This window comes from Clostridium sp. CM027, from assembly GCF_024730565.1.
In the GTDB taxonomy this organism is placed as follows: Bacteria; Bacillota; Clostridia; order Clostridiales; family Clostridiaceae; genus Clostridium_AD; species Clostridium_AD estertheticum_B.
In genome coordinates, this window is the sequence record NZ_CP077725.1 from 3258339 (window position 1) to 3273534 (window position 15196).

Annotated in this window: 11 protein-coding genes; all 11 read left to right on the top strand. The window is 33.6% G+C overall.

The window, feature by feature from the left end; translation table 11 throughout:
- Window positions 1-4 precede the first annotated feature (4 nt).
- The 11 genes from uvrA (at window position 5) to KTC92_RS15555 (ending at window position 15170) form a co-directional block, all read left to right on the top strand.
- On the top strand, window positions 5-2827 hold the full coding sequence (gene uvrA / locus KTC92_RS15505; RefSeq protein WP_220286149.1) for an excinuclease ABC subunit UvrA: 2823 nt from the start codon (window positions 5-7) through the stop codon (window positions 2825-2827).
- A gap of 224 nt (window positions 2828-3051) precedes the next feature.
- Complete coding sequence (locus KTC92_RS15510; protein WP_216302638.1) at window positions 3052-3480, top strand: FHA domain-containing protein; 429 nt, start codon at window positions 3052-3054, stop codon at window positions 3478-3480.
- 26 nt (window positions 3481-3506) lie between these two features.
- Window positions 3507-4751 (top strand): FtsW/RodA/SpoVE family cell cycle protein, encoded by a 1245-nt coding sequence (locus tag KTC92_RS15515; RefSeq protein WP_220286148.1) that lies wholly within the window; start codon window positions 3507-3509, stop codon window positions 4749-4751.
- Window positions 4744-6177, top strand: coding sequence for a penicillin-binding protein 2 (locus KTC92_RS15520; RefSeq protein WP_220286147.1), 1434 nt, complete (start codon window positions 4744-4746; stop codon window positions 6175-6177). Before KTC92_RS15515 ends, KTC92_RS15520 begins: the two co-directional genes overlap by 8 nt.
- A gap of 152 nt (window positions 6178-6329) precedes the next feature.
- A complete protein-coding gene (gene uvrC / locus KTC92_RS15525) occupies window positions 6330-8195 on the top strand; it encodes an excinuclease ABC subunit UvrC (protein WP_220286146.1) in 1866 nt (621 codons plus the stop codon).
- Between the two features lie 188 nt (window positions 8196-8383).
- On the top strand, window positions 8384-9319 hold the full coding sequence (gene murB, locus KTC92_RS15530; RefSeq protein ID WP_216302642.1) for a UDP-N-acetylmuramate dehydrogenase: 936 nt from the start codon (window positions 8384-8386) through the stop codon (window positions 9317-9319).
- Window positions 9320-9342: 23 nt separating this feature from the next.
- Window positions 9343-10428, top strand: a complete 1086-nt coding sequence (gene hisC / locus KTC92_RS15535; RefSeq protein WP_216302643.1) for a histidinol-phosphate transaminase — start codon at window positions 9343-9345, stop codon at window positions 10426-10428.
- Between the two features lie 255 nt (window positions 10429-10683).
- The gene (gene rapZ / locus KTC92_RS15540) at window positions 10684-11568 is read left to right on the top strand and encodes an RNase adapter RapZ (protein ID WP_165412422.1); all 885 of its coding nucleotides are present in this window, start codon (window positions 10684-10686) and stop codon (window positions 11566-11568) included.
- Entirely contained in the window at window positions 11565-12902 is a 1338-nt protein-coding gene (yvcK, locus tag KTC92_RS15545; RefSeq protein WP_220286145.1) for a uridine diphosphate-N-acetylglucosamine-binding protein YvcK, read from the top strand. Before rapZ ends, yvcK begins: the two co-directional genes overlap by 4 nt.
- Window positions 12903-12906: 4 nt before the next feature.
- Complete coding sequence (whiA, locus tag KTC92_RS15550; protein ID WP_165412424.1) at window positions 12907-13857, top strand: DNA-binding protein WhiA; 951 nt, start codon at window positions 12907-12909, stop codon at window positions 13855-13857.
- Between the two features lie 8 nt (window positions 13858-13865).
- On the top strand, window positions 13866-15170 hold the full coding sequence (locus tag KTC92_RS15555) for a DRTGG domain-containing protein (RefSeq protein WP_216302645.1): 1305 nt from the start codon (window positions 13866-13868) through the stop codon (window positions 15168-15170).
- Window positions 15171-15196 lie beyond the last annotated feature (26 nt).

The following is a 15196-nucleotide window of genomic DNA, read 5'->3' on the forward strand; positions in this document are numbered from 1 at the left end:
AAATATGAGGGATAAAATTTTTATAAAGGGTGCTAAGGTTCACAATTTAAAAAATGTTGATTTGGAGATACCGAGAGATAAATTTGTAGTGTTTACTGGACTTTCAGGGTCTGGTAAATCTTCACTTGCTTTTGATACATTATATGCAGAGGGGCAAAGAAGGTATGTGGAGTCATTATCTGCATATGCAAGGCAATTTTTAGGTAATATGGATAAGCCAGATGTTGAGTACATAGAGGGGTTATCGCCTGCTATTTCTATAGATCAGAAAACTACTAACAGAAATCCACGTTCCACAGTGGGTACTGTAACTGAAATTTATGATTATTTGAGACTTCTTTATGCTAAAGTAGGGACGCCTCATTGTCCTAAATGTGGTAAGGAGATTTCTCAGCAAACTGTAGACCAGATGGTGGATAGAATAATGGATATGCCAGAGAAAACTAAGATTTCAATTTTATCTCCTGTGATAAGGGGAAAAAAAGGTGAACATGTCAAGATAATAGAAAATATTAAAAAAAATGGTTTCGTTCGCGCTAGGATAGATGGTACTACTGTAGAGCTTCTGGAAGAGGAAATAAAACTCGCAAAGACTAAGAAACATAATATAGAGATAGTAATAGACAGAATTTCTGTAAAAGAAGAAGTTCGAGGGAGGCTTTCTGAATCTTTAGAGAGTGCATTAAAACTAGCAGAGGGGACTGCAATTGCTAGCATTTCTGGTGGTGAAGATATTCTTTTTAGTGAGCATTTTGCCTGCATTGATTGCGGCATTAGCCTTGGAGAATTGGCTCCGAGGATGTTTTCGTTTAATTCTCCATATGGTAAATGTGATACTTGCGACGGCCTTGGTACTCTTATGGAAATTGAAGAGGATTTAATAATACCAGATAAAAGTAAGAGTATTAAAGGCGGCGCCATTATGTCTTTTGGGGAAGGTAGTCTTAAGGAGGATTCCTGGACTTTTTCGGTGCTTCGGGCAATAAGTGAAAAATATAAGTTTAGCTTAGATACGCCTATAGAAGACTATGAACCAGAAATTCTTAAAATATTACTGTACGGAACTAATGGAGAAAAAGTTAAGGTGGAGTATGTTAAGGAGTTTAGATCAGGTACTTTTAATCATTCTTATGAAGGAATTATAAACAATTTAAAAAGACGATATTTTGAAACCTCGTCAGATTATATAAAAAGAGAAATTGAACAATATATGGGTGATAATGCATGCCCTAAGTGCAAGGGGGCAAGGTTGAGCTCAGAGGCACTAGCCGTAACTGTTGGGGATAAGAATATAAGCGAGTTTTGTCAATTGTCTATTGTAGATGAAGTTATATTTTTAAAAGATATCAAATTTTCAGAGAAAAATAAGATTATATCTAATCAAATTTTTAAGGAAATAAATGATAGACTTAATTTTTTAAGGGATGTAGGACTTGATTATTTGAATTTAGCTAGAGCGGCAGGTACATTGTCTGGTGGAGAAGCGCAGAGAATAAGGCTAGCTACTCAGATAGGATCAAGCCTTATGGGAGTTTTATATATTTTAGATGAGCCTAGTATTGGTCTTCATCAAAGGGATAATGATAAACTTATAAAGACATTAAAGCATTTAAGAGATATAGGTAATACATTAATTGTGGTAGAACATGATGAAGATACCATGAAGGCAGCAGATTTTATTGTAGATGTTGGGCCAGCAGCTGGCGAACATGGTGGAGAAATTGTGGCTACCGGAACAATTGAGGATATAAAAAACTGTGAAAGGTCAATTACAGGTCAATATTTAAGTGGTAAAAAGAAGATAGATGTTCCGAAGGTGACGAGAGTATCTAATGGAAATAGTATAAAAATACTTAATGCAAGGCAAAATAATCTTAAAAATGTTAGCGCGGACTTTCCGCTAGGTGTATTCACTGCAGTCACTGGTGTTTCAGGTTCTGGAAAGAGTACTTTAGTTAATGAAATTCTATACAAAGGTCTTAATAAAAAGGTGAATAAATCTAAGAAGAATCCTGGACTTCATAAAGATATTTTAGGATATGAGAATATAGATAAAATTATAAATATTGACCAAGGTCCTATAGGGCGTACTCCAAGATCTAATCCAGCTACATATACAGGAGTATTTGATATCATTCGAGATGTTTTCTCAATGAGTCCAGAAGCTAAGATGCGGGGTTATAAGCCAGGTAGATTTAGCTTTAATGTAAAGGGCGGAAGATGTGAGGCTTGCAAGGGTGATGGAATAATTAAAATAGAAATGCAATTTTTATCTGATGTGTATGTGCCTTGTGAGGTTTGCAAAGGGAAAAGGTATAATAGAGAAACTTTAGAGGTTAAGTATAAAGGGAAAAATATTGATGAAATCTTAAATATGACTGTTGAGGAAGCTGTAAAGTTCTTTGAAAATATTCCTAGAATTTCTAGCAAATTTAAAACACTGATGGATGTTGGACTCGGATATGTAAGGCTAGGTCAACCATCAACACAATTGTCTGGTGGCGAGGCTCAAAGAATTAAACTTGCGTCTGAATTATCTAAGAGAAGCACTGGCAAGACCTTTTATATTTTAGATGAGCCTACTACAGGACTTCATATTGATGATGTTAGTAAACTTATCAAAATACTTCAAAGACTTGTAGATTCAGGGAATACAGTAGTCGTAATTGAGCATAATTTAGATGTTATAAAGTGCGCGGACTATGTTATAGACTTAGGTCCGGAGGGTGGAGATAAGGGAGGTAGCATTTTGTGCAGTGGTACTCCAAAAGAAATATCCTTAAATGTGAATTCATATACAGGACAATATCTTAAAAAAATGTTATAATTCATAATAAGCTAGCATACTAATTTAACGATATTTCAGAAGGAACTCCCCAATTTCTATAAGTGAGGGGATAACGATTAATAATTGGTATCCCCTTTAGAGGTCTACAAAGGGGTAAATCTCCTTCTGAAGTCGCCAATTTATCTACTGCTAAAATGTGCAGTTCCGCAGGAGATGATTTAATGCTAGTCTTTGATTATGATTTAAAGAGGAGAAAGTGAGTTATGGCTAATATAAGCTTGTTTTTGAGATATGCAATTATAGCGATTATTTACATTATAATAATATTTGCTTTGAGAATAATGTATAAGGACATAAAAGGTGGTGCAAAGAAGAAACCAGTTATTAAGAAAACTATGGGGCTTGAGGTTATAGAAAGAGGAGAAAATTTTAATTTAAGAATCGGTGCGGTTATTCCTCTAAACGATGTGCTTACCATAGGCAGAAAGGGAGATAATCTTTTAATTTTGGGGGACAAATACGTGTCATCTCAGCATGCAAGAATATATCTTAAAAACACAGATTATATTTTGCAAGACCTGAGAAGTACTAATGGAACCCTTAAAAACAACAAAAAAGTAACGGACAAGGTAATCATAAAAAAGGGCGATGAAATTAAAATAGGAACTTCAATTTTTAAAGTTATAGGGTAAATTATGAGTGCGAGAGAGGTGATAGTATGGAAAAGATAAAAGAGGAGCGGAAGCTTCTAAGGTATACTTATCTTCTATGCATAGTTTTATTTATTAATATGTTTCTTATTGGTAAAAATGAGTTTGACAAAGGCGCAATAATAATGTGCGCAATAATATGCTTAATGTTTGCGTATTCTCATTTTATAATAAGAAGATTTTTCCCGGATGGTGACAAATATATTTTGCTGTTTTCAAATGTTTTAGCGGTTATAGGTATGGCCATGTTATATAGGTTAGACTCACCTCTTGCACTTAAACAACTTATTTTTTATGCAGTTGGAATTGCCATATTCATCTTAGTAGTAGTGCTTTTTCCTAGCTTATCTAAGTTTGGAAAGTACAAATATTTTTATTTGGTATGCACTATTATACTTATGTCATTGGGAAGTATATTTGGGAAGTCGCTTTATGGAGCTAAAAACTGGATATCTATTGGTGGATTTACTTTTCAACCATCAGAATTTGCTAAATTATCTTTGGTAGCATATTTAGCAGCATCATTACAGAATTATGGAGAAAATCTTAAGGGAAAGTCAGAGCTTATGAAAATTAAGGGCTTAATTGAGCCTGGAATTGTAGTTATGATATCCCTTGGTTTCATGGTAAAGCAAACGGATTTAGGATCAGCACTTTTATTTTTTGCTATTTCAGTAACCATGTTATATATTGCTACTTCAAATTCTAAATATGTTCTAGTATGTTTAGGACTTTTTATTATAGGCGGATTTATAAGCTATAAACTTTTTGGACATGTTCGTGTAAGGGTTATGATCTGGAATGACCCATGGAAATATGGTAGCAATGAAGGCCATCAGGTGGTACAATCTTTAATTTCTATAGCTTCCGGTGGTCTTTTTGGAACGGGTTTTGGGCTTGGGCACCCGGGAATGGTTCCTGTAGTCACTACAGATTTTATTTTTTCCGCTATTGCTGAGGAGATGGGCCTTCTTACTGGCTTTGCTATCCTTATTTTATATTTTTTACTGTTTTATAGATGCATGAGGGTACCTGTTTATAGCAAAGATAAATTTACAAGACTACTTGCGGTGGGTTATAGCACAATGATAGCTGCCCAAGTATTGGTTATAGTAGGAGGGGTAGTTGGAGCTATTCCACTAACAGGTATAACACTACCATTAGTTAGTTCCGGTGGTAGTTCTATGTTAATAACTTTCTTTGCACTAGGTATACTTCAAAAAATTTCGGAGGACGGTCAAAGTTATGAATGATTTTGTGGATAATATAAAAAAAGTCATGTTGGTGTTTTTAATATTTTTTATTGCTTTAATTTCCTACATAACTTATTCATATATGTTTAGGAGCGAAAAGACTTTAGATAGTGCATATAATAGGAGAACTTCGGCTGAGAGAAATAAGGTATTAAGGGGAACAATTTACGATAAAGATATGAAAGCTTTAACAAAAAGTACGAAAACAAGTGAAACTACTCAAAAGCTGGAATATTTAAAGGGTCCAGTGTTTGCACATGCTATAGGGTATATGGATACCGTATATAATCTTGCTGGTCTTGAAAAAAAATACGATAAAGAACTTATGGGGGCTGGAGAGACAGCAATTCCAAAGTTTGTTTTCTTTAGTAAAGATACTGAAGAGAAAGTTGGAAATGGATTAAGAACTACTCTTGATTCAAAGCTTCAAAACAAAGCTTATGAGCTTTTAAAGGATACAGGATGTAAAGGTGCGATAGTGGCGATGAATCCTAAAACTGGAGAAGTTTTAGCTATGGTATCTAATCCGTCTTATGACCCAAATAATTTAGAAAGAGATATGAAAGATTTAAATGCAGATAAAGAAGGTACACCACTACTTAATAGGGCGACATCTGGATTATATCCACCAGGGTCTGTATTTAAAACTATTCCGGCGATAAGCGCTTTAGAAAATATCACTAATGTTTATAATAAGGGATACCAGGATAATGGTAAATTAGTTGTCAATGGAACACAACTGTTGAAAAACTTTGATGACGAGGTTTTAGGAAGTTTAAATTTTAAATCTGCTTATGAACATTCTAGTAATGCGTTTTTTGGGTCTTTAGGTATTGATTTAGGAAATAAAGCACTAAAGGAAACCGCAGAAAAGTTTTATTTTAACAAGAATATCCCATCTGAAGGGTTAACTATAGAGAATAGTAGATTTCCAAGCTATAAAAGCTATGAGAAAGGTAATATCGCTCAAAGTGCTATAGGCCAGGCGGAGGTTTTAGCTACTCCTATGCAAATGGCATTAGTTGTAAGCGCTGTTGCTAATGATGGTATTATGATGCAACCAATGCTTGTTAAAGAAATATTGGATAGCAAAGGTAAATCTTTAAAAAAAATAGAACCGAAGCAACTAGGAGAAGTGATATCAAAGGAAAATGCTAGTACTATGAAGGATTTAATGAGAGGCGTTGTAACTGAAGGTACAGGAACTAATGCAGCTGTGTCAGGCATCGAGGTTAGTGGAAAAACGGGTACTGCAGATCATAAAGCTGATGTTAGTGCACAAAGAGGTGCTCATTCCTGGTTTACTGGATTTGCACCCTATGATAATCCTGAAATTGCCATATCGGTAATTGTAGAAGAGGGTGGAGTTGGTGGTAAAAAAGCTGCCCAAGTAACTAGAGATCTTATTGAAAGTTATTTAAAATAAAGCATAAAAAATATGCATATAATAGTAAAGAAAGTCAGATATTGAAATAATATCTGGCTTTCTTATTAGAAATAAGATAGCTACATGATATATGGAGCAATTTGTAGTATATTGCCCAGGAAATTTAACGACATTTTTAAAGGGGTGCTAATGTGTTTGATTTTGAATATCAACTAAAGATTCTTCCAGATGCACCAGGAGTGTATCTTATGAGTAATCATCTTGGTGAAATAATATATGTGGGTAAGGCTAAAATATTAAAAAATAGAGTAAGGCAATATTTTAAGGGTTCAAAAAATCATTCTGTAAAAGTAAAGGCTATGGTGAAAAATATATCTGAGTTTGAATATATAGTAACGGATTCGGAAATGGAGGCACTTATTTTAGAGTGTAATCTTATTAAAAGATATAGCCCAAGATATAATATTTTGCTTAAGGATGATAAACACTATCCCTTTATAAAGATAACTATAAATGAGGAATTTCCACGGGTTTTTGTAACTAGAAACATTGCAAATGATGGCGGAAAATATTTTGGGCCGTATACAGATTCAGCAGCTGTATATAGCATTATTGAACTTATAAAACAAATATACCCACTTAGGACGTGTAGACGAACTATTAAAGAGGGACTGCCCCCTACTAGGACTTGCTTGAACTATCATATTGGGCTGTGCAAAGGCCCTTGTGCAGGGCTTATTAGTAAAGAAGATTATGGGGAAATCATAAAAGGTACAATGCAGTTACTTGCAGGAAAAGACAGGAATATAAAAGATGAGCTAAAGCGAAAAATGGAAAATGCATCGGAAGATTTAGAATTTGAAAAAGCGGTGGTGTTTCGCGATAAAATCATGGCCATAGATAAAATAAATGAGAAGCAAAAGATTATAATAGGAAATTGCGAGAATGAAGACTTTATTAATCTATATGTTGATGAAAAAGATGTTTGCCTTCAGGTATTTTTTCTTCGAGATGGTAAGATAGTAGGACGTGAACATTTTATTTTAAATGATGAAGCGGACCAGGTAGCACATGAGCTTATAGAAGAATTTATAAAGCGATTTTATGGAGGGGCAGCCTTTATTCCTAAAACAATATATGTGCCGTTCATAAATGAGGGTGAGATTCTAGAGCAGTGGCTCAGCTCCAAAAAAGAATCAAAAGTTATGATTAAGGTTCCTCAAAAGGGAGAAAAGAAAAAGACATTAGAGATGGTAGAAAATAATGCTAAGATAACCCTTGAACAATTTAAATTAAAGGATATGCAGGATAAGGAAATTCACAAAATTGCACTGGAGGAGCTTACAGGCTTATTGGAACTGGATGAAATACCTGAAAGAATTGAATCCTATGATATCTCAAATATAATGGGCGTGGATTCTGTAGGTAGTATGGTGGTTTTTGAAGATGGAAAGCCTAAAAGTAGTGATTATAGAAGGTTTAAAATAAAATCAGTAATAGGAGCTAACGATTATGATAGTATGCGAGAAATACTAGAGAGAAGGTTTACTCGTGGACTAGACGAAGTGGAAAAAATAAAAGAAAGAAATTTAGAATTAAGTAAAGGAAAGTTCTGTATATTTCCTGATTTAATTCTTATGGATGGTGGAAAAGGGCAGGTCAATGTGGCCCTTGAGGTTTTAAATAGTCTTAATATTAATATACCTGTATGTGGAATGGTTAAGGATGACAAGCACAAAACTAGAGGGTTAATATATAATAATGTAGAGCGAGTTATGAGAGGCAATTCTCAAAGCATGCACTTGATTACTAGAATACAAGATGAAGTCCATAGATTCGCTATTACTTATCACAGAACTTTAAGAGATAAAAGAACTCTGTATTCTATATTAGATAATATACCTAATATAGGGGAAAAGAGAAGACGCGAGCTACTAAAGAAATTTGGTAGCATTGATAGGATAAAAAGTGCAAGTGTTAAGGAACTAATGGAGACTCCCTCTATGGACAGTAAGGCCTCGGAATGTGTTTTAGAATATTTTAAAAAGACTAAATAGAGAATATTGAAATAATAATCAAATATGTCAGAAAAATTAATAATTAATAATGATTAGTTAAATTGTTGAAATATCTTAGTAAAAAGGGTAAAATAAAAGCACTATATAATTCCAGAGCATAAAGCATATATTATATGCTTTATGCTCTGGAATTATGTAAATATATTAATATTTTCAAGGAGTAGAATATGAAAAAATATGAGGAACTAATTAAACAAATAGATAAAGTTACTAGAGGATCAAACATAAAGATAGATGAGCCTATGAAAAATCATACTTCTTTTAAAGTAGGGGGACCAGCTGATATTTTAGTGACTCCGGAAGATGTGATGGAAGCTCAGTCAATAATAAAAATTTGTAAAGATAATAATGTGAATTATTATTTAATAGGAAATGGTTCTAATTTACTTGTACGTGATGGTGGAATTCGTGGAGTAGTTATAAAGCTATGTAAGTTTAATAAAATTGAGGTAAAAGGAAATAAAGTAATCGCTCAAAGTGGAGCAAGTTTATATGATGTTACCATGGTGGCACTGGGTGAAGGACTTAAAGGTATGGAATTTGCAAATGGAATTCCAGGTAGCATTGGTGGTGCGGCAGCTATGAATGCAGGAGCATATAATGGTGAAATGTCTATGGTTATGGAGAGTATATTAGCCCTTGATAATAATGGAGAATTATTAACTTTAACAAAAGGCGAAATGGAGCTTTCTTATAGGAGTAGCGCTATTCTAAAACACGGATATACGGTAATAAGTGTTACCCTTAGTCTCCAAGAAGGAGATAAGGAGATTATAAAAGCAAGGATGGACGACCTTGCTAAAAAAAGAAGTGATAAACAACCTTTAGAATACCCATCAGCGGGGAGTACATTTAAAAGACCAGAGGGTCATTATGCAAGTGTTCTTATACAAGATTGCGATTTAAAGGGTACTTGCGTTGGGGATGCTCAAGTATCTGAGAAACATTCTGGTTTTATTATTAATAAAAAAGATGCTAGTGCTAAGGATATTTTGGATTTGATAAAGCTTGTGCAGCATGTAGTTTATGAGAAATTTGAGGTAAAGCTTACTACTGAAGTAAAGATATGGGGAGAAGACGAACGAGCTTCCAAGGAGGAGTAAGTACAATCATATAGGGGGAAATTATGGAATACATGGTACGTAAAGAAATTTTGGGTTTAAGGAGTTATAAGGCAGGCAAGCCTATAAGTGAAGTTAAGAGAGAATTGGGGCTTGCGGAGGTTGTAAAGCTTGCGTCCAATGAGAATGCATTAGGATGTTCGCCAAAGGTAAAAAAAGCATTAAGAGAATTAGTAGAGGAAACTCATATGTACCCAGATGCATCAAATCACGAATTGAAGGATGTAATAAGCGCAAAACTAGGGGTAAATCCCCAACAGATTGTGTGCAGTACAGGCTCCGATTCATTGATCAGAGTAATTGCAAACACTTTTTTAGAGCCAGGAGATGAATCTATAACGGCGGCGGTTACATTCTCTAGGTATGAGGATTCGACAAAACTTATGGGAGCTACTAGTATCGTAATACCTATGGATAATAATGCAATACATATAGAAAAAATGGTAGATGCAATAACTGAGAAAACAAGAATCATATGGTTTTGTAACCCTAATAATCCTACAGGAACTATATTTACTAAAGCACAATTTGCGAGAGTAATAAACAAAATACCAGACCATGTATTAATAATTATGGATGAGGCCTACAATGAATATGTAACTTCAGAAGAATTCCCGAATTCTTTAGAATATTTAAATGATTACCCTAATATGATTATTCTAAGAACCTTTTCTAAATATTACGGATTGGCATCTCTAAGATGTGGATATGGAATAGCTAGCGAGGAATTATGCTCATATCTTAATAGAGTTATTGGGCCTTTTGATGTTAATTTATATGCACAAAAAGCAGCGGTAGCAGCACTTAGGGATGAAGAGTTTTTAAAACTAGTATCTGAAACAAATATAGCTGGAAAAAAGTATTTATATAAGCAGTTTGAGTTAATGAATCTGCAGTACATAGAAACGAACACTAATTTTCTTATGGTGGATACAAAAATTGATGATAAGGAAGTTTTTGATAAGTTACTTTTAAAAGGTATTATTGTAAGACCAGGACATTTATTAGGTATGCCCCGATGGCTTAGGGTTACAATTGGTACACTAAAACAAAATGAGTTATTTATAAAAGCTTTAAAAGAAATTTTATAAATAAATAACAAATATTTTTATGCGCAAAAAAAGTATATATTACGTATAATGCATTGAAGTGAATGCACTAATAGTAATATATACTTTTTTTCTTTTTTATGTTTACCTTTCTATAAACGCTCCATGTGTTATAATAAAAAGTGAAACTATGCTAGTACAATGCAGTAAATGAGCCTTTAAAGCGAATTTATTATTAATATTAAAATATTAACAATTGTAGTAGTTATTACTTTTTTTATATAGGGGGGTTTTTAAATGAGATTTGTTATATTGACAGGGTTATCAGGCGCTGGAAAAACACAAACAATACGAAATCTTGAGGATTTAGGATTTTTTTGTGTGGATAATTTGCCACCTATATTGATTCCGAAATTTGCGGAGGCGTGTTATCAATCTAACGGGAATATAGATAGAATTGCTTTAGTTATAGATATTCGAGGTGGAAAGTTTTTTGATGATTTATTTGAAAGCTTAACCTTTTTAAAAGAACAAGATTATAAATATGAAATTTTGTTTTTAGAAGCAACAGATGAAGTACTTGTTAAAAGATATAAAGAGACAAGGAGAAAGCATCCGCTAGCACCGGAGGGAAGGGTTTTAAATGGAATTGCTTCTGAGCGGAAAACACTTAAGGATATACGTGAGCGTGCTGACCATATAATCAATACTACGAAAATTTCAGCAAGAGAGCTTACAGAAGAAATAAATAATATTTATGCAGAGGAAGGTCAGATAGAAACTAAAATTATTATAACTGTGCTTTCTTTTGGATTTAAATATGGAATACCTGTGGATTCAGATTTAGTATTTGATGTTAGGTTTTTGCCAAATCCATATTATATTCCAGAACTTAAGCAGTATTCAGGGAATGACCAACCTGTTAGAGATTATGTATTACAGTGCGAGGGGACTAAAGTATTTATAGAGAAGCTTCAAGATATGCTACAATTTCTTATTCCAAATTATAAAAAAGAGGGAAAAAGACAACTCATAGTGTCTATAGGATGCACTGGGGGAAGACACAGATCGGTAGCTATAGCGAATAAAATCCATGAAATGTTAGAACAAGATGGTTATAACGCTAATATAGATCACAGGGATATAAATGAAGACGTGAGTAGAGGCGGCAACAAGCTATGATGTTGAGTGATTTTCTGAAGCCTGGAATCAACTTAAAAAGATGGATTTTTCTAGGGATTATGGGTGTCTTGTTATTAGTTTTTGGTGTTGTTGAACTTATAAATGAAGGACATTCTTCTGTGGGAAGTATAAGTTTTCCGATGCTTTTCATAGTGATTGGGTCGTTGATGATATATGTAGCTATAATACAAATTGTTAAATATTTTATTATACTAGTAAATACAGGAAAGCTAGATGTAGCTATAAGTTCAAAAGGCTTAGGGGATTTAATATTTGAAAAGAGGGTACTTATAAAAGGACCTAAAATTGTAGTAATCGGAGGAGGTACTGGTTTATCAACTATGCTCCGAGGATTAAAGAAATATACCAATAATATAACTGCAATAGTTACAGTAGCAGATGATGGTGGGGGATCAGGGGTTTTAAGAGAAGATTTAGGTATTCTTCCCCCGGGGGATATTAGGAATTGTATATTAGCTTTAGCAGATACGGAACCACTAATGGACGAATTATTGCGCTATAGATTTAAAGATGGAAGATTAAAGGACCAAAACTTTGGTAATTTATTTTTAGCAGCGATGGATGGAATTTCAAATAATTTCGAAGAAGCTGTGCAGAAAATGAGTTCAGTCCTGGCTGTAACTGGAAGGGTTATCCCAGTTACTTTAGACAATATGATTTTAAAAGCAAAACTTAAGAACGGAAAGATAATTGATGGAGAATCAAATATACCAAAAGGCGTTCTTGAAAATAATAGTGCTATTGAAGAGGTTTTTATAGAACCTAAAGATGCGAAAGCAATTAAAGAAGCATTAGTTGCTATAAATGAGGCGGATGCTGTAATACTCGGACCGGGAAGTCTATATACTAGCATTATTCCCAATCTGTTAGTAGGGGAAATAAGAAATGCATTAGATAAAACGAGAGCCTTAAGAATTTATGTGGCAAATATCATGACCCAGCCAGGGGAAAGTGATAACTTTGGTGTGAAAGACCATATAAATGCTATACATCAACATGCTAAATGCAAGGTTATTGATTGCGTTTTAGTAAATATAGGGAAAATAGGTAGTGATTTAGAACAAAAATATCTTAACGATAATTCCAATATGGTTAAGATAAATGAAGATGAAATTACAAAGCAAGGCATAGAGGTAATTAAGAGTGATTTTGTTAAAATTGGAAAAGGGTATATAAGGCATGATGAAGATAAGCTTGCAACCATTTTGGTAGAAACAATTATGGAGAAAAAGCTATTTAATGATAAAAAGAAAATAGTAGAGTATGTTTATTTATCACAAAGGCTTAAAGAAAATAAACGCAGTAAGGGGTAGTATAATGTCATTTTCGTCTAAGGTTAAAAATGAAATTTGTAGATTTACAGAAATGAGTAAGAAAGAAGCGGTGTCTGAGCTGGCTGCTATAATGAAGGTTAGTGGAACTATTGGACTTGGTTCAAATAAACAAGTTAATTTCCAAATAACTACTGAGAATCCTGCAATAGCAAGACTTATATTTAAATTATTAAAGGAACATTTTAATATTCATCCTAGATTACTAGTTAAGAGAAGTAATTCACTTAAGAAAAAGAATGTTTATGTGGTTATAATTACTGAAGAAATGGGTGTTAAAGATTTATTAAAGCAAGTGGCAGTCCTCGAGGATGAGAACTTTTTTTCAATAGATTATACTATACCTGAAAGACTAATTGATGCTGAAGAGTGCAAGCGTAAATATATAAGAGGAGCTTTTCTAGGTGGTGGAAGTATTAGTAATCCAGAGAAAAACTACCATGTAGAGTTTGTTACGCATGATAATGACTATGCGGAGGAACTATGCACTCTTATTAATAGCTATGGACTATTATCAAAAATAATACAAAGAAAAAGCAGTTACGTAATTTATATTAAAGAGGGTGAGCAGATTGTAGACCTCCTCAATATAATTGGTGCACATAACTCATTATTATTTCTAGAAAATGTAAGAATAATGAAGGAAATGAGAAATAATGTAAATAGGCTTGTGAACTGCGAAACGGCAAATCTTAGTAAAACAGTAAATGCGTCAGTAAGACAAGTGGAAAGTATTAAATTAATACAAATGGAAATAGGGCTTCAAAGATTACCTAAAAATTTAAGGGAAATTGCTGAGTTAAGACTAGAATACCCAGATGAATCACTAAAGGAACTTGGCGCAATACTTGAGCCTCCAGTAGGTAAATCTGGGATTAATCATAGATTAAGAAGAATAGAGAAAATTGCTGAAGAACTAAGGAAAGAAGGAAGGTAAATTATATAATGTCAAAGCATGAAGAAGTTATTAACTATATTCTTTCCCTTTCGATTGGAACTAAAATCTCAGTAAGGGGTCTCGGTTGTATATTAGGGCTTAGCGAGGGTACAGCTTATAGAGCTATAAAAGAAGCTGAAAACTTAGGCATTGTTAATACCGTGCCAAGGGTTGGAACCGTAAGAGTTGAAAAGGTAAATAAAAAAAATATTGAGACGTTGACTTATGCTGAAGTTATAAGCATCCTTGATGCAACGATTTTAGGCGGAAAAGAAGGAATAAATAGAAGCTTAAATAAATTTATAATAGGGGCAATGGATGTTGAATCAATAAGCAAATATATAAGACCAGGTTACTTACTTATTGTTGGAAACCGCGAAGAAGCACAACAGCTTGCCCTTGAAAATGAGGCAGCGGTGCTAATTACTGGAGGGTTTGATTGTAGTGAAAAAGTAAAGGCCTTGGCAAATAAAAAAGGTATTCCTGTATTATCTTCAACATATGATACCTTTACAGTAGCAAGTATGATAAATAAAGCTATTTATGAGAGTATGATTAAGAAGGAAATTATCTTAGCTGAAGATGTAATGGAAGTTAATGTTAAGTATTTAAAAGGGACCGATACTATTGCTACTTGGAGAAAATTAATGTTTGAAACTAATCATGAGAGATATCCCGTGGTGGACGAGAATATGAAGCTTATTGGCATAGTTACTTTAAGAGATTTGCAAGGGCATGATGATGAAAATGAACTAATACATAAGGTTATGAATAAAAATACTATAAGTGTAACACCGAAAACAACTGTAGCTTATGCTGCTCATATTATGGGATGGGATGGTATAAAGATTTGTCCTGTACTTAATAAGAAAAAACTAGTAGGAGTTCTAAGTATAGAAGATGTTATAAAGGCGATGGAGTTTGCATTAAGGCAGCCACAAGTTGCGGAAACTATAGAAGATCTTATTTTAAGAAATTTCATATGTTTACATGAGGGCGATGATTTACACTTTAATGGCCAGATTATTCCTCAAATGCTAGACCATTTTGGTACTGCTTCTTGGAGTTCACTTAATATGCTATTATCAACAATGGGTATAATGGCATTAAGACAGAATAATAATATTAATATTTCAGTAGATAGTATTATGGCATACTTTATGAAGCCTGTACAAATGGGTAGTGATATTGATATATATGCACAAATTGTGGATAAAGGAAGACACTTTTCTAAGGTTGAAATTAGTATGTACAATGCATTTAAGGAACCTGTGGCAAAGGCTATGATTTCTGCAAGGGTATTTTGTAAATAATTCTAAAGTTGAAGGGAAGTGAAAAT